At 68.1% G+C, this 23081-nt stretch carries 22 protein-coding genes; 10 read left to right on the top strand and 12 right to left on the bottom strand.

Annotated elements, in window-relative coordinates:
- Positions 1–297: 297 nt before the first annotated feature.
- Positions 298–813: a DUF6446 family protein gene (locus C8N44_RS14085; RefSeq protein ID WP_107977416.1), complete on the bottom strand. Its 516-nt coding sequence runs from the start codon at positions 811–813 to the stop codon at positions 298–300.
- 4 nt (positions 814–817) lie between these two features.
- Complete coding sequence (locus C8N44_RS14090) at positions 818–1747, bottom strand: glycine--tRNA ligase subunit alpha (protein ID WP_107977417.1); 930 nt, start codon at positions 1745–1747, stop codon at positions 818–820.
- A 154-nt stretch (positions 1748–1901) separates the two neighbouring features.
- Here C8N44_RS14090 and C8N44_RS14095 point away from each other — a divergent pair, with 154 nt between their 5' ends.
- Both C8N44_RS14095 and C8N44_RS14100 read left to right on the top strand, forming a co-directional pair.
- Positions 1902–3656 carry a trypsin-like peptidase domain-containing protein gene (locus C8N44_RS14095; RefSeq protein ID WP_107977418.1) on the top strand — a complete coding sequence of 585 codons (1755 nt, stop codon included), beginning with the start codon at positions 1902–1904 and terminating at the stop codon, positions 3654–3656.
- A gap of 270 nt (positions 3657–3926) precedes the next feature.
- A complete protein-coding gene (locus C8N44_RS14100) occupies positions 3927–5534 on the top strand; it encodes an OpgD/OpgG family glucan biosynthesis protein (RefSeq protein ID WP_107977419.1) in 1608 nt (535 codons plus the stop codon).
- Between the two features lie 356 nt (positions 5535–5890).
- Here C8N44_RS14100 and C8N44_RS14105 read toward each other — a convergent pair whose 3' ends face one another.
- Both C8N44_RS14105 and ilvC read right to left on the bottom strand, forming a co-directional pair.
- Positions 5891–7189, bottom strand: coding sequence for an MFS transporter (locus tag C8N44_RS14105; RefSeq protein WP_107977420.1), 1299 nt, complete (start codon positions 7187–7189; stop codon positions 5891–5893).
- 205 nt (positions 7190–7394) lie between these two features.
- Positions 7395–8417, bottom strand: a complete 1023-nt coding sequence (gene ilvC, locus C8N44_RS14110) for a ketol-acid reductoisomerase (RefSeq protein ID WP_107977421.1) — start codon at positions 8415–8417, stop codon at positions 7395–7397.
- A 144-nt stretch (positions 8418–8561) separates the two neighbouring features.
- On the opposite strand from ilvC, the gene C8N44_RS14115 reads away from it, so the two are divergent.
- Both C8N44_RS14115 and C8N44_RS14120 read left to right on the top strand, forming a co-directional pair.
- On the top strand, positions 8562–9017 hold the full coding sequence (locus C8N44_RS14115) for an Lrp/AsnC family transcriptional regulator (RefSeq protein WP_107977422.1): 456 nt from the start codon (positions 8562–8564) through the stop codon (positions 9015–9017).
- Positions 9014–9472, top strand: coding sequence for an Lrp/AsnC family transcriptional regulator (locus tag C8N44_RS14120; protein ID WP_107977423.1), 459 nt, complete (start codon positions 9014–9016; stop codon positions 9470–9472). The genes C8N44_RS14115 and C8N44_RS14120 overlap by 4 nt, the downstream gene beginning before the upstream one ends.
- A 35-nt stretch (positions 9473–9507) precedes the next feature.
- Here the strand turns inward: C8N44_RS14120 and C8N44_RS14125 are convergent, their stop codons facing one another.
- The gene (locus C8N44_RS14125) at positions 9508–10107 is read right to left on the bottom strand and encodes a hypothetical protein (protein ID WP_107977424.1); all 600 of its coding nucleotides are present in this window, start codon (positions 10105–10107) and stop codon (positions 9508–9510) included.
- 232 nt (positions 10108–10339) lie between these two features.
- Between C8N44_RS14125 and C8N44_RS14130 the strand changes: the two genes are divergently transcribed.
- Complete coding sequence (locus C8N44_RS14130) at positions 10340–11464, top strand: aminotransferase class V-fold PLP-dependent enzyme (RefSeq protein ID WP_107977425.1); 1125 nt, start codon at positions 10340–10342, stop codon at positions 11462–11464.
- A gap of 135 nt (positions 11465–11599) precedes the next feature.
- On the opposite strand, the gene C8N44_RS14135 is transcribed toward C8N44_RS14130, so the two are convergent.
- Together C8N44_RS14135 and C8N44_RS14140 are read right to left on the bottom strand one after the other, a co-directional pair.
- Entirely contained in the window at positions 11600–12802 is a 1203-nt protein-coding gene (locus C8N44_RS14135) for a UbiH/UbiF family hydroxylase (protein WP_107977426.1), read from the bottom strand.
- Positions 12803–12822: 20 nt separating this feature from the next.
- Positions 12823–13059, bottom strand: coding sequence for a hypothetical protein (locus C8N44_RS14140; protein ID WP_107977427.1), 237 nt, complete (start codon positions 13057–13059; stop codon positions 12823–12825).
- Positions 13060–13302: 243 nt separating this feature from the next.
- Here C8N44_RS14140 and C8N44_RS14145 point away from each other — a divergent pair, with 243 nt between their 5' ends.
- Positions 13303–13815: a P-loop nucleotide/nucleoside kinase family protein gene (locus C8N44_RS14145; RefSeq protein WP_107977428.1), complete on the top strand. Its 513-nt coding sequence runs from the start codon at positions 13303–13305 to the stop codon at positions 13813–13815.
- Positions 13816–14040: 225 nt separating this feature from the next.
- Here the strand turns inward: C8N44_RS14145 and C8N44_RS14150 are convergent, their stop codons facing one another.
- Positions 14041–14784, bottom strand: a complete 744-nt coding sequence (locus C8N44_RS14150; RefSeq protein WP_107977429.1) for an SDR family oxidoreductase — start codon at positions 14782–14784, stop codon at positions 14041–14043.
- A gap of 98 nt (positions 14785–14882) precedes the next feature.
- Between C8N44_RS14150 and C8N44_RS14155 the strand changes: the two genes are divergently transcribed.
- Positions 14883–15812 carry an AraC family transcriptional regulator gene (locus C8N44_RS14155; RefSeq protein ID WP_107977430.1) on the top strand — a complete coding sequence of 310 codons (930 nt, stop codon included), beginning with the start codon at positions 14883–14885 and terminating at the stop codon, positions 15810–15812.
- A gap of 149 nt (positions 15813–15961) precedes the next feature.
- Here the strand turns inward: C8N44_RS14155 and C8N44_RS14160 are convergent, their stop codons facing one another.
- Complete coding sequence (locus C8N44_RS14160; RefSeq protein WP_107977431.1) at positions 15962–16708, bottom strand: SDR family oxidoreductase; 747 nt, start codon at positions 16706–16708, stop codon at positions 15962–15964.
- Between the two features lie 105 nt (positions 16709–16813).
- Here C8N44_RS14160 and C8N44_RS14165 point away from each other — a divergent pair, with 105 nt between their 5' ends.
- Positions 16814–17230: a winged helix-turn-helix transcriptional regulator gene (locus C8N44_RS14165; protein WP_107977432.1), complete on the top strand. Its 417-nt coding sequence runs from the start codon at positions 16814–16816 to the stop codon at positions 17228–17230.
- 7 nt (positions 17231–17237) lie between these two features.
- Here C8N44_RS14165 and C8N44_RS14170 read toward each other — a convergent pair whose 3' ends face one another.
- Positions 17238–17882 carry a pyrimidine 5'-nucleotidase gene (locus C8N44_RS14170; RefSeq protein WP_107977433.1) on the bottom strand — a complete coding sequence of 215 codons (645 nt, stop codon included), beginning with the start codon at positions 17880–17882 and terminating at the stop codon, positions 17238–17240.
- Between the two features lie 99 nt (positions 17883–17981).
- On the opposite strand from C8N44_RS14170, the gene C8N44_RS14175 reads away from it, so the two are divergent.
- Positions 17982–18632 carry a GntR family transcriptional regulator gene (locus tag C8N44_RS14175; RefSeq protein ID WP_107977434.1) on the top strand — a complete coding sequence of 217 codons (651 nt, stop codon included), beginning with the start codon at positions 17982–17984 and terminating at the stop codon, positions 18630–18632.
- A gap of 2 nt (positions 18633–18634) precedes the next feature.
- On the opposite strand, the gene C8N44_RS14180 is transcribed toward C8N44_RS14175, so the two are convergent.
- Complete coding sequence (locus tag C8N44_RS14180) at positions 18635–20470, bottom strand: glycosyltransferase family 2 protein (RefSeq protein ID WP_244641097.1); 1836 nt, start codon at positions 20468–20470, stop codon at positions 18635–18637.
- A 112-nt stretch (positions 20471–20582) separates the two neighbouring features.
- Entirely contained in the window at positions 20583–21533 is a 951-nt protein-coding gene (locus C8N44_RS14185; protein ID WP_107977436.1) for a helix-turn-helix domain-containing protein, read from the bottom strand.
- 155 nt (positions 21534–21688) lie between these two features.
- On the opposite strand from C8N44_RS14185, the gene C8N44_RS14190 reads away from it, so the two are divergent.
- Positions 21689–23053: an aminomethyltransferase family protein gene (locus tag C8N44_RS14190; protein WP_107977437.1), complete on the top strand. Its 1365-nt coding sequence runs from the start codon at positions 21689–21691 to the stop codon at positions 23051–23053.
- The last annotated feature ends 28 nt before the right edge of the window (positions 23054–23081 follow it).

Here is a 23081-nt window from a genome sequence, read left to right on the forward strand (position 1 = left end):
TACACCGCGCTCGGAATACCTGTCACCGAGCCCATGGGATAAGTGCGTCCGGGGAAAGGGGAGCCTCGGCTATCAGGCGATTTGCGCAACAGAGCTGAGCTCGGGGCGAAAGTCGGTCAGCAAAATCCTGTTCGACCAACGCCTTGCCGGTTCGAGGGCGTTCGCATGAGGCCCCCGGGCGCAAAACGATCTGTGGACAGCCGCCTTGAACCCACCAGGACGGCGGCGCCGTGGGGGGTGGCGGACCGGGGCTCTGCCCCGGACCCCGGAATATTTGTGCCAAGAAGAAGCCCGATGTCAGTCCGGACGCGGCGGGCAGTGGTCGCCCAGCGGCGTGCCGTCGTAGGCCTTCTGGCCGCAGTCGTTGAGCTCGTGCCAGGTGTAGCCGCGGCCGTCGTCGGTGATGGCGGTGACGCGGTCGACGCCGAACTCGATGTTGCCTTCGCCCAGGAAGACCTGTGCGCGGCCGTCCTCGATCATCTCGCCGATATTCTCGGCGTCGAAGCAGCCGAACCAGAAGGGCGCGTTGCGCGGCTGGGCCCCTGGGTAGCTCTCGAAGCGCTCCGTCAGGTCGCCGAGGTCGGCCTCGGTGGTGAAGCAGGCGCGGTAGCGGATCGGCGAGGAGATCGCGTCGATCGCCTCGAAGTCCCCGAACGGGATCTGTTCGTGTCCGCCGTCGGGCAGGGCCAGCGTCACCTCGATGCCGGTGGGGTCCACGCGGTCGTAGTAGTAGAAGACCTGGAAGTAGTAGACGACGGCGCCGAAGATCAGCGCGGTTGCGACGATGAGGATGCCGAGGAGCTTGCCTGTCATGGGGTCAGGCCGCGTATCCGCCAGCCTCGGTCGACACGAACGCATCGGCGCACATCTTGGCGAGCGCGCGCACGCGGCCGATGTAGGCTTGGCGTTCGGTGACGGAGATCACGCCGCGGGCGTCGAGCAGGTTGAAAATGTGGCTGGCCTTGATGCACTGGTCGTAGGCAGGGTGGGCCATGACGATGCGGCGGCCGGTCTTGGGGTCCTCGGCGGGCTGCTCGAGGATGCGGGCGCATTCGGCCTCGGCTTCCTCGAAGTGGCGCAGCAGGACCTCGGTGTCGGCCACGTCGAAGTTCCAGCGCGAGTATTCCTCCTCGGTCTGGCGGAAGACGTCGCCGTATTTCAGCGCGATCTCGGTCTGAGGGTCGTTGAAGGGCATCTCCATCACGTGGTCTATGCCGAGCACGTACATGGCGAGGCGTTCGAGCCCGTAGGTCAGCTCGCCCGAGACCGGGTGGCAGTCGTGGCCGCCGACCTGCTGGAAGTAGGTGAACTGCGACACTTCCATGCCGTCGCACCAGACCTCCCAGCCCAGGCCCCAGGCGCCCAGCGTGGGGCTTTCCCAGTCATCCTCGACGAAGCGGATGTCGTGGTGCGCCATGTCGATGCCGATGGCGGCGAGCGAGCCCAGGTAGAGCTCCTGCAGGTTCGGCGGGCTGGGTTTGATGAGCACCTGGAACTGGTAGTAGTGCTGCAGCCGGTTGGGGTTCTCGCCGTACCGCCCGTCGGTCGGCCGGCGCGAGGGCTGCACGTAGGCCGCGGCCCAGGGCTTGCTGCCCAGCGAGCGCAGCGTGGTGGCCGGGTGGAAGGTGCCGGCGCCGACCTCCATGTCGTAGGGCTGCATCAGCGCGCAGCCCTTGCCCGCCCAGTAGGTCTGGAGCCGCAGGATGATTTCCTGGAAACTGCGCGGTTTGTCGGTGGTCTCGGCCATGGATCTCGCCCCTTCGCGTGTCGCGGCGTTGCATAGGGGGCGCGGCGGGAAGAATCAATTGTCTGTGGGGTGGCATTTTCGGCGTGCACACATTGCCGGGGATGCATAAGACTTGGCCGGAACACACTATTTTCCACCGGGATTGGATGACGGGATGACATATCGGCGCGGCTTGGCTTTGGCAGCGGTTCTGGTCATGGGGCAGGCGGCCTTCGCACAGGCGCCGGGGGGCGTCTACATCCAGGTCGAGGCCCGCTCGACCCTGTCGGGTGCTCAGGACAGCGCGCGCAGTTTCTCGCAGGCCTTCGATAACGTGAACGGCTTCGCACTCGGCAGCGGCTGGTACGGCATCGCGCTCGGCCCCTTTACCGAGGCGGCCGCCCAGCAGGAGCTCAACCGCCTGCGCGCCTTCGGCCAGATCCCGCCCGACAGCTACCTTGAGGAGGCCGCCGACTACGGCCGCCAGTTCTGGCCCGTGGGGGCCACCGGCGGCGCCACCACCGCCCCGGTCGAGACGCAGCCACTTGGCGAACCCGGCGAGGACACGGCCGAAAGCGCCGAGGCCCCGGCCGATCCCGCGCCGGTGCTTGAAACCCCGCGCGAGGCCCGCGAGGGCGAGCGCCTGCTGACCCGTGGCGAGCGCGAGCAGCTGCAGGTCGCCCTGCGCTGGGCGGGGCATTACAACGGCCGTATCGACGCCGCCTTCGGGCGCGGCACCCGCAGCGCCATGGCCAGCTGGCAGGGCGCCAACGGCTACGAGGCGACCGGCGTGCTCACCACCCGCCAGCGGGCCGACCTGCTGGGCCAGTACAACGCCGTCTTCGACGGGCTGGGCATGCGCCGCGTCACCGACAGCCGCGCCGGCATCTCCATCGAGATGCCCGCCGACGTGGTCTCGCGCGACCGCTACGATCCGCCCTTCGCCGTCTACGATCCCTCCGGCGACCTGCAGGCCCGCGTCCTGCTCATCAGCCAGCCCGGCGACAGCCGCACGCTGGCTGGGCTCTACGAGATCATGCAGACGCTCGAGATCGTCCCGCTCGAGGGCGAGCGCTCGCGCGACGGCGACAGCTTCCTGCTCACCGGCGCCAATGACGAGATCGTCAGCCACACCGAGGTCACCCTCTCGGGCGGCGAGCTCAAGGGCTTCACGCTGGTCTGGCCGGCGGGTGACGAGGAACGCCGCACACGTGTCCTGCAGCGCATGCAGTCGAGCTTCGAGCGCATCGGCGGCGTGCTCGACCCCGCGCAGGTCACCAATGACTCGGCCTCGGTCGACCTCGTCTCGGGGCTGCAGGTGCGCCAGCCGCGCGCCAGCGGCTCGGGCTTCTTCGTCTCGGAGAACGCCGTGGTCCTGACCAGCTACGACACGGTCGGCGACTGCACACAGATCACGCTCGACGGCAGCTATGACGCGCGCCTCGTTGCCGGCAACGCTGCCCTCGGCGCGGCCCTGCTGCGCCCCGAGGGCCGGCTTGCCCCGCGTGCGGTGGGCGCCTTCCGCGATGGCCTCCCGCGCCTGCAGTCCGAGATCGCCGTCGCCGGCTATCCCTATGGCGGCGTGCTCAGCGCGCCCACGCTGACCTACGGCACCTTCGAGGACATCCGCGGCCTTGGCGGCGAGGAGGGGCTGAGCCGCCTCGCGCTTGCCGCCGAGCCCGGCGACGCCGGCGGCCCGGTGCTGGACGAGGCCGGCGGCGTTGTGGGCATGCTGCTGCCTGCCGACGCCACCAGCGGCCAGCAACTTCCGCAGGACGTGCGTTTCGCGCTCCAGGCCCGGATGATCGCGCCGCTGCTGGACGAGGCCGGCGTCACCACGCCGCTCTCCACAGGCACCGCGCGCATGGCGCCCGAGGATCTCACCGAACGTGCCGCTGCGATGACCGTCCTGGTCAGCTGCTGGGACTGACCCGCGCCGCCTGACGGTATCCGCAACCTGAGGTAATTCCGGTCCGGCGGCGAAGTTCCCGCCGGACCCACCCCGCGCCCCCGGCCTTTCCCGGTTCGGCAAGGGCCTGCCGAAGGGGCAGGGGGTGTTTGGCGAGCCTTCGCCACCCGGCCACACGGCCCTCCGGCCGCTCTCGATTTCCACGCCACGTTGTCCTTCTCTGCCGAGGGGAGGAGATCCGGCCCGCCCCGGCGGCCGGCAGTGTAGCAGCGTAAACGGAACCGGAGTGCCATGCCCGACTTGCCCCTTTCCCGCCGTGATCTCTTCACCGGTGCCCTCGGCGCCGGCGCCTTCTTCCTCCTCCCGCGCGTCGCCCGCGCCGAACTTGGCCCCGAAATGCTGGGCCCCGAGGAAGCCTTCAGCTTCGACAGCCTGAAGGAACTGGCCCGCAACCTCGCGGGCGAAAGCTTCACGCCCATGCGCGTGGCCGACGCGCCGACGCTCGAACGCATCGACTACGATGCCCACGGCGCCATCCGCTTTCGCGAGGACAGGGCGCTCTGGGGCGGGACGCAGGACCGCGCGCCGGTGCATTTCTTCTACCCCGGGCGCTACTTCAAGGAACCGGTGCACATCTACGCGCTCGAAGGCGGCATGGCGCGCGAAGTGCGCTTCTCCAACGATCTTTTCGAGATCCCCGAGGACAACCCCGCCCGGCAGCTCGACGGGACCGAGGGCTTCGCCGGTTTCTCGGTGCAGGATCCCGAGCAGCGCGCCGACTGGATGGCCTTCCTCGGCGCCTCCTACTGGCGCACCGCGGGCTACAGCGGCCAGTTCGGCCTCTCCGCGCGCGGCCTCGCGCTAGACACGGCGATCGCCGATGGACCCGAGGAGTTTCCCCGCTTCACACGTTTCTGGGTGGAATCGCAGCCAGAGGGCGCCTTCATCGCCCACGCGCTGCTCGAGAGCCCCCGGGCCACCGGCGCCTACCGGATCACCTCGCACCGCCGCCATGATGGCGTCGTGCAGGACATCGAGGCGCAGGTCTTCCTGCGCGACGGGGTCGAGCGTCTGGGCATCGCGCCGCTCACCTCGATGTTCTGGTTCGGCAAGCACAACCAGCACGTCTCACCCGACTGGCGCCCCGAGGTGCACGATTCAGACGGGCTCGAGATTCACCTCGGCACGGGCGAACGCCTCTGGCGCCCGCTCAACAACCCGCCGCAGGCCACCGCCAACAGCTTTCAGGCGCAAAGCCCCACCGGCTTCGGCCTCATGCAGCGAGAGCGCAACTTCTCCGAGTACCTCGACGACGGCGTCTTCTATGAAAAGCGCGCCTCCGCCTGGATCGAGCCGCAGGGCGACTGGGGCGACGGCACGGTGACGCTGATCGAGCTGCCCACCGACGACGAGATCCACGACAACATCGTCGCCTTCTGGACCCCGGCGCAGGCGGCCGAGGCCGGGTCGGAATTCGACTTCGCCTATCGTCTGTCCTGGGTCGAGGACACGCCCGTCGCCCCCGAGGCCGCGCGCTACACCGCCTGCCGCATCGGCGCCGGCGGCGTGCCGGGGCAGCCGCGCCCCGAGGGGGTGGTCAAGGTGGTCTGCGATCTCGAGCCCCGCGGTTTCGAGGGCCTGGAGCCCGATCCCGAAAAGCTGCTGCCCATGGTTACCACCTCGCGCGGCGAGGTCTCGCTGCGCGCTGCCTACCCTGTGGTGGGGGCGGACTACTGGCGCGCCATCTTCGACCTCGACTTCTCGGGCCTGCCGCCGGGCGACGACACGCCCGTCGACCTGCGCGTTTACGTCGACAACGACGGCACCGCCATGACCGAGACCCTCGTCCTGCAACTCTTCCCCTCCCAGCTCCGCGACCTGCTCGAAGCCAGCACCTGACGCGCAGTGCCGGCCGCTGGCGCAACACCATCCCCTCCCCATGCCAGGGGGAGGGGATGGGGCGAGGTACGCCTGCAACCAGGTCCCATCGCCGGGCAAACGCGCTTCCCTCTCCCCTCGGGGGAGAGGGTCAGGGTGAGGGGGCGGCAAAGCCGAGAAACTCACGAACCAGACCGCCGACTCACTCCCGCCAAACCCGGGACATTCCTAACAACTGGTGAATCCGTCTCTGTAAGCCATTGATTCCTATAGAGCGAAAACATGTCCCGGCCCGGGACACCCCGGGACACCCCGGGACACGAAAAATCGCCGGCCCCGTTTCCGGGACCGGTGCCAGCCATCTCATGTGGTCCGGGTCAGACCTTCTTGGGCCCCATGGCAAGGATACAGGCCACGGTGATGATCGCCGCCACCAGCAGGTAGTAGCCGACGTAGGCCATCCCGTAGGTGCTCTGAAGCCAGGTCGCGATGTAGGGCGCCAGCGAGGCCCCGAAGATGCCCGCGAAGTTGAAGGTCAGCGACGAGCCCGTGTAGCGCACGTTGGTCGGGAACGGCGCCGCCAGCGCCGCACCGATCACCCCGTAGGTCTGCCCCATCAGGAACATTCCCACCGCGACGAAGGCATAGACCCCGGCCACGCCGGATTCGAGCAGCGAGGCCAGCGAGAACGAGAAGAGCCCGATCAGCGCTGTCACCACCAGCAGGAACTTGAACCGCCCCGTCCGGTCGGCCACCCGGCCCGCGATCACGATCGAAACCGCGAAGACCAGCGCCCCGAAGATCTGGATCCGCAGTGCGTCGAGGAAGGGGATCTCGATGACCTGGACGTTGTAGGACAGCAGCCAGGCCGTGCAGATATAGAAGAGCACGAAGGTCACCAGCGCCACGAAGGTGCCCAGGAACAGGCTTCGCTTGTGGTTGCGGAAGATGTCCGCCGCCGGCACCGCCGCCCGCTCGTCCTTTTCCACCGCCTTCGCGAACTCGGGCGTCTCCGAGATCGACAGTCGCACCCAGAGCCCGAGGCCGATCAGGATGATCGAGCTCAGGAACGGCAGCCGCCAGCCCCAGCTCAGCAGCGCCTCTTGGTCGATGAAGTGCAGCAGCACCCAGAAGAAGCCCGAGGACAGGAACAGCCCCACCGGCGCGCCGAGCTGCGGGAACATCCCGTACCACGACCGCTTGCCCGGAGGCGCGTTTTCCGTGGCCAGCAGGACCGCGCCGCCCCATTCGCCGCCAAGCCCGAAGCCCTGCCCGAAGCGGCAGAGCGCCAGCAGCAGCGGTGCCACCACGCCGATCTGCGCGTAGCTTGGCAGCAGGCCGATGATGACGGTCGATATCCCCATGGTCAGCAGCGCCGCCACCAGCGTCGCCTTGCGCCCGATCCGGTCGCCGAAGTGGCCGAAGACCAGCGCGCCCAGCGGCCGCGCGAAGAAGGCGATGGAGAAGGTCGCGAAGGAGGCCAGCAGCGCGGTCATCGGGTCGGCGCCGGGGAAGAACAGCGTCGGAAAGACCAGCACCGCGGCGGTTGCGTAGATGTAGAAGTCGAAGAACTCGATGGTCGTGCCGATCAGGCTGGCCAGCAGCACCCGGTAGGGGGCGTTCTTTGGTCGTGTCTCGGCGCCCAGGGCGTCGAGCGTGGGGGATGCATCAGACATTTTTATATTGCCGGGTAATTTTGTTTCTCATGGCCGTCCCGAAATGGGGCGGCTGTTGCGTCGACTGGCGCTATCCGCTCGCTTGCCCAAGCGAAAGGGTGTGCGCCCTGCCGTTTAGCGGGGTTGCGAAAATTGCATGGCTGCCCCGCCAAACGAAATCGGGCGGCCACTGGGGCCGCCCGTTCCGCAAGGATGTTCCTCGGGATCAGTTCTTGGACTTGTCGACCATGCGGCCGGCCGAGATCCAGGGCATCATGTCGCGAAGCTTCTCGCCGACCTGCTCGATCTGGTGCTCGTCGTTGATGCGGCGGGTCGCCTTGAACATGGGCTGGCCGACGGCGTTCTCCATCATGAAGTCGCGCACGAACTTGCCGGTCTGGATGTCCGTGAGGACCTCCTTCATGCGCTTCTTGGTCTCCTCGTAGGGCAGGATGCGCGGGCCCGACACGTATTCGCCGTACTCGGCCGTGTTCGAGATCGAGTAGTTCATGTTGGCAATACCGCCTTCGTAGATCAGGTCCACGATCAGCTTCACCTCGTGAAGGCACTCAAAGTAGGCCATCTCGGGCTCGTAGCCGGCCTCGACCAGCGTCTCGAAGCCCATGCGGATGAGCTCGACCAGGCCGCCGCAGAGCACAGCCTGCTCGCCGAAGAGGTCGGTTTCGCATTCCTGGCGGAAGTTGGTCTCGATGATGCCGGACCGGCCGCCGCCGATGGCGGAGCAGTAGGACAGGCCGATTTCCATGGCGCGGCCCGAGGCGTCGGTGTCGACTGCCACGAGGCAGGGCACGCCGCCGCCCTTGACGTATTCGCCGCGCACGGTGTGGCCGGGGCCCTTGGGCGCCATCATGATGACGTCGACGCCGGGCTTGGGCTCGATCAGGCCGAAGTGCACGTTCAGACCATGCGCGAAGGCGATCGCGGCGCCTTCCTTCAGGTTGTCATGCACGTACTTCTTGTAGGTCGCGGCCTGAAGTTCGTCGGGCATGGTGAACATCATCAGGTCGCACCAGGCCGCGGCTTCCTCGATGCCCATGACCTGCAGGCCTTCGCCTTCGGCCTTGGCCTTCGAGGGCGAGCCCTCGCGCAGTGCGACGACCACGTTCTTGGCGCCGCTGTCGCGCAGGTTCAGCGCGTGGGCGTGGCCTTGCGAACCGTAGCCGAGAATGGCGACCTTCATGTCCTTGATGAGATTGATGTCGCAATCGCGATCGTAATAGACGCGCATCTTGCTTCCTTCCTTCGGAGTCTGTCGCTTTGTTGTTCTGACGGTCTTATCGCGCCGTCGGGAGCGAGAGAGTTTGCGTTTTCGCGAGGAATTCCGGTATATGCGCGAGGATCATTCTCTGGTTTCTGGGTTTACGGTAAATTCATGCTTGATGACACTGATAGGCGTATTCTCAGGCAGATGATGGCCGCGCCCGAGCTTCCCAACGCGGAGCTTGCCGAGCGCGCGGCGGTCACGCCCTCCACGCTGGCCCGCAGGCTGGAGCGGTTGCGCACGCGCGGTGTGCTGAAGGGCACGCGCGGCCTCGTCCACTGGCCTGCACTCGGTTACGAGGTCGAGGTCTCGCTGCGCGTGACGCTGGACAAGACCGCGCCGCGTGCCTTCGACGAGTTCATCGCCGCCGCGCGCGAGGTGCCCGAGGTGCTCGAGATCCAGACCTTTCTCGGCTCGGTCGACGTGCGGCTGGCGGTGATCGCTAGGGACATGGCGCATTATCAGCAGCTCTACCGCGAGCGGCTGCTGACCCTGCCGCATCTCGCCGACATCGAGGCGCTGATGCATGTGGCGCAGGTCAAGGAAGGCGAGACGGTGCCGCTTTGATGGAGCTGGACGAGATCGACCGCGCGCTTGTCCGGGCCCTGTCCGAGGACATGAACGCCACCGCCGGCGCGCTGGGGCGTCAACTGGGCCTGTCGCAACCGGCGTGCTGGCGCCGCATCCAGCGTCTACGCGACGGTGGCGTGTTCCGGGGACGGCGCGTCGATCTGGACCTTCAGGCGCTGGGGTTCGGAGTGACCGTCTTTCTTGGCGTGAAACTGGCTACCAAGGGGCGCGTCAGCCTCGAGGATTTCGAACGCGCCGTCAGCGCCATCCCCGAGGTGCAGATCGTCGAGCACGTGCTCGGCCTCTTCGACTACCGCCTGCGGGTCGTGGCCCGCGATCTGCCCGATTTCGAACGGGTTCTTCGGCGGCGGATCATGACGTTGCCGGGTGTCGGCAACGTCGAGGCCAACGTGGTGCTGAGCGAGGAGCGGCGACCGGGCCCGCTTGGATAAGGACGGTCGCCGAAGCCCGCCGCCGTCTTCCCGGGCTACTGCTTGTAAGAGGCGAGTTGTTCGGCGCGCAGGATCGGCACCAGGTTGAGGTGACCCGACAGAGCGGTGGCCGGGGCGGCGCAGATGTCCGCTCCGGCGGCGTTGCCGGGACAGAGAGCGTGATCCGTGTGCAATCCGAGGTAGGCATTGCCCGCCACGATTTCGGACATCACGAAGGTGGCGTCGATCCCGTCGTGCTTGCGTCCCAGTGGTGCCTCTACCGACCAATCCTCAAGGCGGAATTCGAAGCCGGTTTCGGTCGCGGTGAACTCTCCGGGCAGTTGGAGGATGAAGAAATCCGGTCCGCCCTGCGGATAGTTGTGGATATGGACAGGGCCGAACAGCCCCTCCGGACCGGCATTGGCGAGCCGGTCAGGCGGCACGCCATCGATGCGCAGCACGAGCTCCTTGATATGGCCTGCCTCCGGGTCGAACAGGATGTAGGCCGCGCCCTTGCCAGGCACCGTGGAGCCCCAGTGTGCGGCCACCTCGTGCCCGGGACTGATCTCGGTCACAGCGCGTGACATTTCGGCAGCGGCCGGAGCGGCAGCCATCAGGCAAAGCACGGCCATGCGCGGAATCGCGTTTATCTTCATGTGATTACCTCTGGGTTTTCGAGTGGATCTCAAATGTGGGTAGAGATTTCGGCCTACCCATTTAAGGCGAGGTAAACCGTCACGAAGACGGGTGAGGATGTTCGCGTGCCGTTCACGCTGGAATTGTGTCAGCGCCTGTCGTCCCGCGCACCGACCCTGAAAAACCCTCGAGAATCCGCCTTTTCCGATAAAAATCGCTGGCGTAAGGACAAGGCGAATAACGGAGGCACTCATGGCATTGCGCGACGATATCGACCCCGATGGGCTCGACGAATTCTCGGTGGTCTTCACGGACCGTTCGCTCAACCACATGTCGGCGACGTTCCAGCAGGTGATGCGCGATATTTCCCGCATCTCGAAGGAGGTCTACGGCGGCAGCGGCGTGGCGCTGGTGCCGGGCGGTGGCACCTACGCCATGGAGGCCGTCGCGCGCCAGTTTGGCCGGGGCGCCGAGGTTCTGGTCCTGCGCAACGGCTGGTTCTCATATCGTTGGAGCCAGATCTTCGAGCCGGGCGGCTTCGCCGGCACGACCGACGTGGTGCTTGCTCGGCAGGCGGGCAACGGGGCGCAGGCGCCCTTCGCCCCCGCGCCGATCGAGGATGTGGAGGCGCGCATTGCCGAAGCGAAGCCCGACGTGGTCTTTGCGCCCCACGTCGAGACGAGTGCGGGCATCATCCTGCCCGACGCGTACATCGCCCGCATGGCCGCGGCGGCCCACGAAGTGGGCGCGCTCATGGTGCTCGACTGCATCGCCTCTGGCTGTGCCTGGGTCGACATGACGGCGACCGACGTCGACGTGCTGATCTCGGCCCCGCAGAAGGGCTGGTCCTCGACCCCCTGCGCAGGCCTTGTGATGCTCTCCGAGCGCGCCGAAGCGCGGCTGGAGCAGACCGTTTCGGACAGCTTCGCGCTGGATCTCAAGAAATGGCGGTCGATCATGGCGGCCTACGAGGGCGGGGGGCACGCCTACCACGCCACCATGCCCACCGATGGCCTGCGCCAGTTCCGCGATGCAATGGAAGAAACCGCCGCCTTCGGGTTTGCCCGGGCGCGCGAGGCGCAGTGGGCCCTGGGCGAGGCGGTGCGCGAGATGTTGGCCGAGAAAGGCGTGACCTCGGTCGCCGCCGAGGGCTTTGGCGCGCCGGGCGTGGTGGTGAGTTATACTGGAGATCCGGAGGTGAAATCGGGCCGCGCCTTTGCCGCCGAGGGCCTGCAGATCGCCGCCGGCGTGCCGCTTCAGGTGGGCGAGCCCGAGGGCTTCAGCACCTTCCGGCTGGGGCTGTTCGGGCTCGACAAGCTGCGCGACGTCCAGGGAACCGTGGCTCGTCTGCGCGCGGCGGTCGACAAGCTACTCTGATCCGGCGGAGCGCGCCCTGCGGGCGCGCGCTCCATTCCCCGGGGGCTTTGCCCCCGGACCCCCGGCAGGGGCGCTGCCCCTCTGGCGCGCGCGCCATTCACCCCGAGGTATTTAGGGCGAGAAGAAGGGCTGGTTTCAGCCCCGGGCGCCGAGGCCGAGCTGCATCATCGCGGTGCGGACGGGCTTCATGCCGTAGAGCGCGTCGAGGCCACTCGCGCGCAGGTCGCGCAGGCGGGGGGCGCTGAGCATGGAGATCCTGTTCAGTGCCGCGATGCCGGCGACGCGGGCGCGGACATCGGCGATCCGGGACCTGTGGTAGGTGTCGAGCATGGCGCGGTCGCCGAGGGTTCCGGGGCTGGCGCTGGCCAGCTCGGTGAGCTTCGCGATGTCCTTGAGGCTCATGTTCAGGCCCTGCGCACCGATGGGCGGCACTACGTGGGCGGCTTCGGCAACGAGGGCGAGCCGCTGTGCCGAGAGGTGCTCGGCCTCCTGCGCGATGATCGGCCAGATCGTCCGGCGCGAGGCGAGAGTGAGCGGGCCGAAGAGCCCGCAGGACCGGCGGGTCATCTCTGCCTCGAAGGCGGCTGTGTCGAGCTTCGCCAGGGCTTCGGCCTTCGGTCCTTCCTCCATCCAGACGATGGCCGAGCAGGGGCGGCCCTCGTGGTCGGGCAGGGGGACGAAGGTGAAGGGGCCGCCGGTGCGGTGGACTTCGGTCGAGACGTTGTGGTGGGGAAGGTCGTGGGTGACGGCGAAGGCGAGTGCCTTCTGACCGAAGCGGGTGGTCTTCACGTCGATGCCCGCGGCCTGCCGCATCGGCGAGTTGCGCCCGTCGGCGGCGACGACGAGCCGGACGCGCGGGCGGGTGCCGTCGGTGAGGGTGACGCGGGCCTCGGCCTCTCGGGTAAAGAGGGATGTCGTTCCGGCACCTGTGCGGTAGTCGACGTTTGCCATCTCGCCCAGGTGGGCCGCGATCTCGCGGCGCAGCAGCCAGTTGGGCAGGTTCCAACCGAAGGGGCGGTCGGAGATGTCGTCCGACTGGAAGTCGTGGCTGACGCGCGGTTCCGGGTCCGGGCCGCCGGCGTCGACGATCCGCATGGTCTGCAGGGGCATGGCCTGGGGGGCGAGGTGGCCCCAGAGGCCGATCTGATCGAGGAAGTCGCGGGCCGGCTGCAGGAAGGCGGTGCTGCGCAGGTCGGCGCCCTCGGCATCGCGGTCGGTGACGGGCGGGGTCGGGTCGACCACGAGGACCGAGAAACCGGCCTGTCCGAAGGCGGCGGCCGCGGTGAGACCGGCTATGCCGCCGCCCGAGACGAGGATGTCGAAGTCTTTGCCTGGCATGGCGGCGCTCTCCGGCTTGGCTATTTCCCGACGCTGATCAGGACGAGGATGACGAACATGACCGGGGTGAAGAGCACCGCCGGCAGGGCGAGGGCGACGAGACCCCAGGTCTTCACCGCGAGGATCGCGAGTGTGAGGACGATGACGAGGAAATACCAGATATGGCCTTCGGGATCGCGGGCAAGGTCGCGGGCGAACCAGCCGATGACCGGCAGGCTGTAAAGGAGGCCGCGGGGGCGGATGTCTATGGCTGTCATGGCGCTGCGTTTCCTGTTTCCGTGGCGCCTCAGATGGCGCGCGGGCGGTGCGGTTTCAAAGCGACATTCCGTCCGGGGAGGCCCTGTCCCGGGGTGTCCCGGGCCGGGACATCGCGTCGGTCTATAGAAATCAATGGGTTAGTTATGCGAATTCACCATTCGTTAGGATTGTCCCACACCGTGTCGCCCTGTCCCGGCATTCAAAGGCTGGCGGCGCGTGCGGCTGGATGACAGGCTGCGGGCATGGCGAGACTCGTGGCCCTGTCCGGACTGCCGGGCGTCGGAAAGACCACCCTGGCCCGCGCGCTGGCGCGGCGGACCGGGGCGGTGCACCTGCGCGTCGACACGGTCGAGGCCGCGCTGGCGCAGAGCACGCTGGCGATCCGCGAGGCGGCGGACGCGGGCTATGTCGTCCTTGCCGGCGTGGCGAAGGACAACCTTCTGCTCGGGCGGGACGTGATCCTCGACACGGTGAACCCCGTCGCGCTGATCCCGGAGATGTGGGCCGGGGTGGCGCGGGACACGGGATGCAAGCTGACCAATGTCGAGGTCACCTGCAGCGACCGGGCCCTGCATCGCAGGCGTGTCGAGACGCGGCAGAGCGATGTGCCCGGTCTTGTCGTGCCGAGCTGGTCCCAGGTGCTGGCGCGGGAGTTCGAGCCCTGGCAGGGTGACCGACTGGTGGTGGACACCGCCGGACGTGACGTGAGCGACTGCGTGACCCGGATCGTCGACACGATCCGGGAAAGCCCGTGAGCCCGGTCGCATGGGCTGCGGCGGGGAGGGCGCGGAGCCGGGGTTACCTCTCTTGTCGAGGGGCTGCATTCGGGAATCGCGCCCCGCTGGAGCCCGTAGCCTGCCCGGTCGGATATGGACCTGTAGCCACGGGCTCTGCGGGACGACCGCTGAAAGCAGGAAATCCCGGCAGGGTCGGCAGGTGACGACGTCGAGGTCGGTCGCGACAGGACTGGGCGACCCGGCTCAGCCTGCCTGCGCCAACGCAACCGCGTCCGGACCTGCCGGGAAATGCAGACGGTCTGTCTCGTCATGCGCTGCCTGCCAGACCGCTTCGGCAACATCGCGTTCCGATGTGGTCAAGGCGGGCGCCGCATAGGCTGCGAAGATGGGGGCCGCGAAGTCGGCATATGCTTCGGGGATCAGGTCGGCGACGTCGAGTTCGGTGTTCTGCGCAAAACGGGTGGTCGGGGCGTAGCCGGGCTCGACCAGTTTGGCGCGGAGACCGAAATGCGCAAGCTCGTGCGCGAGTGATCCCGTAAAGCCCTCGATCGCCTGCTTGCTGGCCGTATAGGCGGCCGCCAGGGGCATCGCGGCCAAGGTCACGCTGGAGGTGATGTTCACGATCACACCGGACCCACGCGCGCGCATGGCGGGAATGGCGGCCTGGACCATGGCCATCGTTCCCAGCGTGTTCGTTTCGAACACCTTTCGGACATGTGCCATCGGCGTCGCCTCGAAGGCCCCCACCACCCCGATGCCGGCATTGTTGACCAGGACGTCGACGGGGCCTGCGGCCTCGACCGCGGCCCGGATGCTGTCGGGATCGGTCACGTCCAGCGACAGCATCCGGAGGCGATCGGAAGCCACGAACAGGTCGTCGCGAGGCGTGCGCATCGTCGCGATGACCTGCCACCCCTGGTCGTGGAAATGGCGCGCGGTTTCGAGCCCGTAGCCCGACGAACAGCCGGTGATAAGGACGGTCTTCATGTCAGTCTCCTGTCTATGATGTTGACGAGACCGAGATAGCTGACACTATCTGGACAATCATCGACTGGAAGTCCGGATATCATTTGCGAAAGTCCAGAATGACCGATCCCCTGGAGCAGATCATGCGCCTCTTGCAGCCCAAGGCCGTCTTCTCGAAGGGGATCAGCGGCGCGGGTGACTGGGCCGTGCGCTACCCTGCCTTCAAACATCCAGGCTTCTGCGCGATGACGCTGGGAAGCTGCCTGCTCAAGGTGGAGGGGGAAGCGCCGGTCCTGCTGAAGGAAGGCGACTTTGTCCTCCTCCCCGCGACGCCAGCCTTCACGATGTCTTCCCCCGATGCGAGCGGGCGGATTGTCGATGCCGGCAGCATGACGTCACCCGGTGAAGAGGTTCGCCACGGTCGAAGGGACGGACCCGCGGAGATGCGTCAGTTCGGCGGCTATTTCGAATTTGTCTCGCCGGACGCGGCCCTTCTCGTGTCGATGTTGCCCCGGGTGATCCACATCCGCGAGGTGCCGCGGCTGTCCCGGCTCGTGCGGCTGGTCGGCGACGAGGCCGGTCGCGACGACGTCGGTCGTGACCTGGTCCTGGAGCGGCTGGTCGAGATCCTGCTGATCGAGGCGCTGAGAGCCGCGCCTGGCGCGACGGCTGGGCCGGGCCTGTTGCGCGGGCTGGCAGATGACCGCGTCGTGACAGCGTTGCGGCTGATGCACGGGGATATCGAGCGCAACTGGACGGCAAGCGAGCTCGCACGGAACGTCGGCATGTCGCGCTCCGCCTTCTTCGACAGGTTCCTGAGGACCGTCGGCATGACGCCGATGGACTACCTGCTGACATGGCGGATGGCCGTGGCCAAGTCGCTGCTGAGAGCCGGCCGGCTGTCGCTGGCCCAGATCGCGGGTCAGATCGGCTACGGATCCGCGAGCACATTCAGCACGGCGTTCAGACGCCATGTCGGCGAACCTCCGGGCCAGTTCATGAGGCGCGCGATGCAGGCGGGCCCGGTAGAGGAGCGTGGTGGAGCATGAGTTGCGGGCAGAGTCCGTCGATCGGTTCGGGCCAGGCCGACAACCGGCAGCGTGATAAGGGCCAGATCCTGCAGGTATCCCGGGGAAGGGCTGCCTCGGCATCGCCGCCGGGTCAGAGGCAGCCCCCCCGACCCGGCGAACAGGACCATTCAGCCGTTGATCGCGGCGAAGGTTTCCGCGAAGCGGCCTTCCGCCTCGGCGCGGCGCTGGAAGTCGACACGGCTCACGAGGACTTCGTCGGGCACCTCGTCGCGCGAGAGGATGCCGACGACCTCGTCCGTGAATGCCTGCAGGGGCATCGCCGCGGCGACCTTCGACTGGCCTGGTGTCAGTTCCGTCCCGACCAGCGGCGGTGCGATCTCGTGGACGGCGACCGACGTCCCGCGCAGCTGATGCCGTAGGGCCTGGCTCCAGGAGTGGATCGCGGCCTTGGTGGCGGAATAGACCGGGTTGGCGGCCTTGGGCACGAAGGCGAGCCCGGAGGACACGGTGACGAGCGCCGCCTTGGGACGGCCCTGCAGGTGTGGCAGCAGTGCCGCCGCCATGCGGATGGGGGCGGTGAGGTTCGTGGCGATGGTGCGTTCGGCCACGTCGAGCTGCACGGGGTCGGCGGTGTAGTCCTCGGCCTCCATGATGCCGGCGTTCAGGATGACGGTGTCGAGGTCCGGATGTTCGGAGAGAAGGCGGGCCGGAAAGCTGGCCAGCGCGGCCTCGTCCGTGACGTCGAGCGTGTAGCCCGCCATGGCGGGATTGGCGTCCAGCGCGGCCTGCAGGCTGTGCGGCTTGCGCCCGGTGATGATGATGCGGTTGCCCTTCGCCTGAAGCGCCTCGGCAAGGGCGCGGCCGATGCCGGAGTTGCCGCCGGTGATGAGGATCGTTCGGTTCGTGAGAGCCATGCGGATTTTCCTTTTCCAACAACTGGCCCGAAAATGATCCTCCTGCTATCCACGGGAAAGAAGGCACCCGAAAGATTTATACTTACCAAAAAGAGAGCATGGGCTATGACGGACGATGCGCTGCGGCGGGAGTTGCTGGATATCCCCCCGACCGACCCGGCGGTTGACCGCCTCGTGGAAGAGATCATCGGCCGGGTTGCCGACAAGTGGACGATGCTGCTGATCGAGATCCTGACCGAGCGGGGGTGCTGCCGTTTCGGGGAACTGTCCCGGGCCTGCGAGGGGATCAGCCAGAAGATGCTGACCCAGACGCTGCGCGCCATGGAGCGGGACGGGCTGGTGACCCGCACGGTCTATCCGGTCGTGCCGCCGAAGGTGGAGTACCGGCTGACGGACCTCGGACTGGGTCTCAGCAAGGCGTTCTGCGGCGTGTGGATCTGGGCCGAGGAGAATTTCCGCAGGATCGAGCAGGCGCGCAGCGACTACGCCGAACGGAAGGCGGCCGAGGGCGGCGCCGGCTAGGGCCGGTTCAGCGCAGAGCGCGCAGGAAGCCCGTCAGGTCGTCGGTGTGGTGGTGGATGTGGTCGGCGGGTTCCGGCGCGGGGGCGACGTGCACCGTGCGCATGCCCATGGCGTGGGGCGCGGCGAGGTTGCGGGCGTCGTCCTCGAACATGGCGCCGGTTTCCGGATCGAGCCCGTCGAGCGCGAAAACCTTTTCGAAGGCCGCGCGGCCGGGTTTGGGCGCATAGCCCGCGTTCTCGACCCCGTAGATCGCGTCGAAGGCCGCTTCCAGCCCGCGGGCCTTGAGAACCTGCGCGGCGTAGGGGGCGGAGCCGTTGGTGTAGACGATCTTGCGGCCGGGCAGCTGGGAGATGAGATCGGACAGGTGCGGGTCGGGTTCGAGCGCGTCGAACGAGATGTCGTGCACTTCCAGGAGATAGTCCTCGGGGGCGATGCCGTGGTGATGCATGAGCCCCGCCAGCGTGGTCCCGTATTGCGCCCAGTAGTCCTTGCGCAGCTGGTCGGCCCGCGCGCGACCGACGCCGAGGCGGCGCATGACGAAATCGGTCATCTTCACCTCGATCTGGTCGAAGAGGCGCATGGCGGGCGGATAGAGCGTGTTGTCCAGGTCGAAGACCCAGTTGCGGACATGGGAGAAGGCGGAACGTGGCATGTGATGTTGCTACGACGGGCGCGGGGGCGTGGCAATGGGGCAGGTTGAACGTCCCGCCGTTGGCGCTATCGTGGCCCGATACCGACGGAGGAGACGGACGTGCAGCAGGCCAGACCGGCGCAGAAGGATGCCTATGCGCTGATCCTCGAGGCGATCGATGGCGGGATCTACCGTCCCGGCGACAGGCTCGTGGAAAGCGAACTGGCCGAGCGCTTCGGCGTGTCGCGCACCCCGATCCGCGAGGCCTTGCAGCGCCTCGAGACGCAGTCGTTGCTGGTGCGGGACGGGCGGTCGCTGATCGTGGCCTCGCTCGACCACAACCAGATGGCCGAGCTTTATGCCGTGCGGACCGAGCTCGAGGGGCTGGCGGCGCGGCTGGCGGCCCGGCACGCCACCGCCGAGGAAATCCAGGTTCTGCGCGAGATGGTCGACGAGGACCGCGCGTTGCTGGACGATCCGCCGGCGCTGGCGCGCGCCAACAGGCGCTTTCACCGGATGATCCAGCTTGCCTCGCACAACCGCTACCTCGTGCAGCAGCTCGATCTCGTGCATCGGTCCATGGCGCTGATGGCGAACACTTCGCTGGCCGTGGCCGGGCGGGGCGAGGTGGCGCTGGGCGAGCATGCGGCGATTGTCGAGGCCATCGCGCGGCGTGACGAGGAGGCCGCCAACAAGGCGCTGCGCGACCATATCTCGGTGGCCTTCGTGACGCGACTGAAGCTCGACTCGCGGACGCGACTGGAAGGCTGAGCTCATCGCGGCTGCTCGGGCAGATCGTCGTCGGGATCGCCGGGCTGCGAGACGCCGTGCCGGGTCTTGTCCCAGTGGAAGGGGCGGAGGGCCGCTTGCCAGAGGCCGCGATAGAAGGCGAGACTGCCGAGCGGAAAATAGAACACCAGCGTCAGGATCCAGGGCAGCAGGCGGCTGTATGGTCCGCGGGCGAGTGCCGTGGCGGCGGCCACGATGCCGATGCCCTCGGCGCAGAGGAAGACGGTCACCATCAGCGCCAGAAGATTGCCGGTCAGCAGCGGGGTGAGCGGGTGCGGCAGGCCGACCAGCACCAGCCAGAAGGACCAGAGCACCGGGGCGAGGGCGAACTGCAGCAGGGTGGTCAGCAGCAGCGCCTGAAGGCCCAGGAAGCGCCAGGTGCCGAGATCGCGCCAAAGCCTCAGCGGGCGCCGTGAATGCACCCACCAGGTGACCGCGTAACCCTTGAGCCAGCGCGACCGCTGCCGGATCCAGGGCCAAAGCCGGTTGTTGGCCTCTTCCCGTGTGACGGTCGCGACAAGTTCGGTCCGGTAGCCGAGCCGGGCGAGGCGGATGCCGAGATCCGCGTCCTCGGTCACGTTGTGCGAATCCCATCCGCCCGCCGACTCGAGCGCGCTACGGCGAATGAAGACCGAGGTGCCGCCAAGCGGCACCGGCAGGCCAAGCCGCGCGAGGCCCGGCAGCATAACCCTGAACCAGGTGGCGTATTCGATGGTGAAGCAGCGCGAGAGCCAGTTGGCGCGCGGGTTGTAGAAGTCGAGGATGCCCTGCAGACAGGCGGTCTGTGGCGGGGCCTTTGCGAAGCGCGAGACGATCCGTTCGAGCTGGTCCGGGGCCGGGGCATCCTCGGCGTCGTAGATGCCGATGATGTCGCCGCGTGTGAAGTTCAGCGCGTAGTTGAGCGCGCGCGGCTTGGTCATGACGGTGCCCCGTGGCACCTCGACCACGCGCATCCAGGGCGGCAACGCGGCCTCGGCCAGCCCCGCACGGGTCGGTGCGTCGTCTTCTTCGAGGATCAGCACGATCTCGAGCCGCACCTTGGGGTAGGTCAGGCGGCCGAGCCGCGCGATCAGGGCGCCGGCGATGTCATACTCGTCGAAGAGTGGCACCAGCAGCGAGACCATGGGCAGATCCGCGGGCAGCCGTCTGGGATCGGGTGGTGCCGGGCGCGCGGCGCTTGCCACGAGGGCCGAGAGCTTCAGCAATTGCGAGACCGCGAGCGAGGCCAGCGCCAGCATCACCACCGCCGCGAAAAAGACCTGCGGGGCCAACGCGAGCGCCGCGACGCAGGGTGCGGCCAGACCGGCGGCGAGTGCCGCGCTGCACCAGGTGGCCTGAGCAAGATCGCGGCAGCTGTCGGCGGCGGGCAGGCGCTGCTCGGCCTGGCGGGCGAGGGCCGCGCCGTAGCGCATGGCGATCTCGGCGTGGATGTCGGCCTCTGACACCAGCGCCTTGGCGATCCGGGGCGGCGCGTCCGGGGACAGGTGCTCGAGCGCGGCGGCGAGGCGATCGGGATCGCAGGTGCCCACGACCAGCGCGTCGCCCTCGATTTTCCACGGCAGCACACCGTGGGACAGGCAGACATGCACGGGCAGGTAGCCGGTCACGGTGGCGTCGGGAGGATCGGAGGCGCGGTCGAGGCGGGCAAGACCCATGCTCTGCGCGCGGGCTTTCAGGACCTCGCTTTCGGACACCAGCCCTTCGCGGGCGAGCACGTCCTCGACAGGGGCGCCGGAGAGGCCGCTTTCGGCCAGCGCCCCGGCAACGGCGCGGGCCCCGATGGCACCCTCGGCCAGAAGCTGCCCGGCAGGGGTGCGCACGGCACGGGGGGGGGACCTGCGCCGCGCCGTCGCGTTCCACATCGGGTGACTGGACTTTCATGCGCGAGCTCCCGGCTGCCGCGCCGCAAGCTTCACGCAATCATGCTTAACGTTAGGTTAAACCTGCGAGGTGCCGGCGGTAGCGGCTGGGGGCGCAGCCGTGGCGCGCCGCGAAGGCGCGGCTGAAGTAGGCCGGGTCGTTGAAGCCGAGGTTCATGGCGAGGGGCGTGATCCCCGGGCGGGGAGACGCGCGGAGCGCCTCGGCTGCGCGGGCGAGGCGCTGGTCGAGGATGACGCCCTGCATGGTTTCGCCCCGGCGCTGGAAGACGCGCTGCAGGCTGCGCGGGCTGACGCCGAGCGCGGCGGCGATGGTGGCGGGCGACAGGTCGGCGTCGCCGAGATTGCGGGCGATGTGCAGCATGGCCTGCCGATGGAGCGAGAGCGCGTCCGCCGGCGCATCTTCGGCCGGTTCGGGGGCGAGCAGGCGGAAGGCGTCGAGCAGGGTGTCGGCGAGCACCCTCTGACGGGTTTCGGGGCCGTCGGACTGGAGCAGGGGCAGCACCGAGCGCAGGATCCCGGTGATGCAGGCCACGTCGGCGCGTCCGGCGCAAAAGCGGGTGCCGACGAGCGGCCCGGGATCGCCGTAGCGTGCAACGAAGTCCTCGAAGGGCAGGCGCAGGGTGACGAGGCGGCTTTCGCCGCGCGTGGACAGGCTCCAGTCGCGGGAGAGATCGCGCAGGTAGATGTCGCCGGGCCCCACGAGGACGGGGTCCGCGCCGGGGTGCGCGTAGCGGAAGCTGCCCGCGAGGGGCAGGCTGAAGAGGATCGCGTCGTCCGGTTCGCCGGGCGTGGCCTTGGCGGCGGAGGCGGCGCTGAAACGCATGACCGAGATCGTGGCGGACCCCGCCGTCATGCGTGCCGCCGCGCCGCGAAACCGGGCGGGATCGCGCGGCTGCACGCGGATCGCGCCGATGGCGCGTTCGCCCCACCGCATCCAGTGGGAAAGCGCGTCACGCGGGGTGTGGCCGGTCGTCGAAAACCGGTCCCATGCGGCGTGGGTCATGTCCTCCTCCCGGCTGCGCGGGGTCTTTGGCGGCAGGGGCCGGGCCGCCCCTCCCGGCGGTGCAGTGCAAGCCCCTGTCGCCCGGCTCCAAGCCCGGCAGCACGATCGCAGGTTAGGCTTGCCGCGACGGAGATGGCAAGACGAGGAGGAGAGTCATGACATCACTCGAGGAGAGACTTCAGGGCTACGGGTCGGCGCTGGAGATGCTGCGCAGTTCGCAGATGGGACCCTACCAGTTTCCCATCCCGGCGGAGTTTTCCAACTGGCGGGAGGAACAGCAGGCATGGCGCGAGGGCGTCGCGCTGATGGACCAGTCCTTTCACATGACGGATCTCTACGTGGAGGGGCCGGACGTGGTGCCCTTTCTTGCCAGCCTCGCGATCAACGGGTTCACGGGGTTCGGAGAGGGCAAGGCCAAGCAGCTTGTCTGCTGCGCCCCGGACGGTCACCTGATCGGCGACATGGTCCTGACCGGGCTGGGGCCGGAGCTGGTCAACGTGATCGGCCGTCCCACGGTGGCAAGCTGGATCGAGTTCAACGCATCGCTTGGCAAGTTCGACGTGCGCTGCGACCGCGACGAGCGCAAGCTCGACAATCCCAAGCCGAAGAAGACCTTTCGCTTCGAGGTGCAGGGACCGAAGGCCTGGGAGATGCTGGAGGGGCTGAACGGCGGGCCGCTGGAATCGACTGGGTTCTTCCGCATGGGCCACATCCGGGTCGGCGGACGGAGCTACCGCACCCTGCGGCACGGCATGGGCGGGGCGCCAGGGCTCGAGTTCTGGGGGCCGGTGGAGCAGTACGACGAGGTGAAGGGCCTGCTTCTCGAGGCGGGGAAGGCCTACGGTATGCGGAAGGTGGGTGCGCGGGCCTACGGATCGGCCACGGTCGAATCCGGCTGGTGGGGCTGCGTCTTTCCCGCGATCTACGAGGGCGAGGCCATGCGCCCCTTCCGCGAGTGGCTGCCCGCGATGAGCTATGACGGGCTGGCCTCGCTCGGGGGGAGCTTCGTCGGCGACAGCCTGTCGGAGTACCTCTTCACGCCGTGGGATCTAGACTACGGGCGGCTGATCCGCTTCGACCACGATTTCGTCGGACGCGAGGCGCTGGAGGCGATGGTGGAGCAGCCGCACCGGCGCAAGGTGTCGCTGGTGATCGAGCCGGAGGACGCGGTGGCGGTCTATCGCAGCCAGATGGGCGAGGGGCCGAAGGGCAAGGCGATGGAGGCGCCCTCGGCGCATTACGCGGCCTATCCGTTCGACGCGGTGCTGGACCCGGCGGGCAAGCGGGTGGGCGTGTCGTGCTACCTCAACTTTATCGCGCCGGACCGGACATGGGTGGCGCTGGCCTGTGTCGACGCGGAGCACGCGGCCGAGGGCACGGAGTTGCAACTGGTCTGGGGGGAGCCGGACGGCGGATCGGGCCGTCCGACGGTCGAGCCGCACGTGCAGATGCCGCTGAAGGGGACCGTGACGGGCTGGCCGTTCTCGGCCTCGGCCCGGGCGGGCTATCGCAAGGATTGAGAGGGGACGGTCGGGCCCTTGGCGGGTC

This window comes from Allosediminivita pacifica (assembly GCF_003054175.1).
Classification (GTDB): Bacteria; Pseudomonadota; Alphaproteobacteria; order Rhodobacterales; family Rhodobacteraceae; genus Allosediminivita; species Allosediminivita pacifica.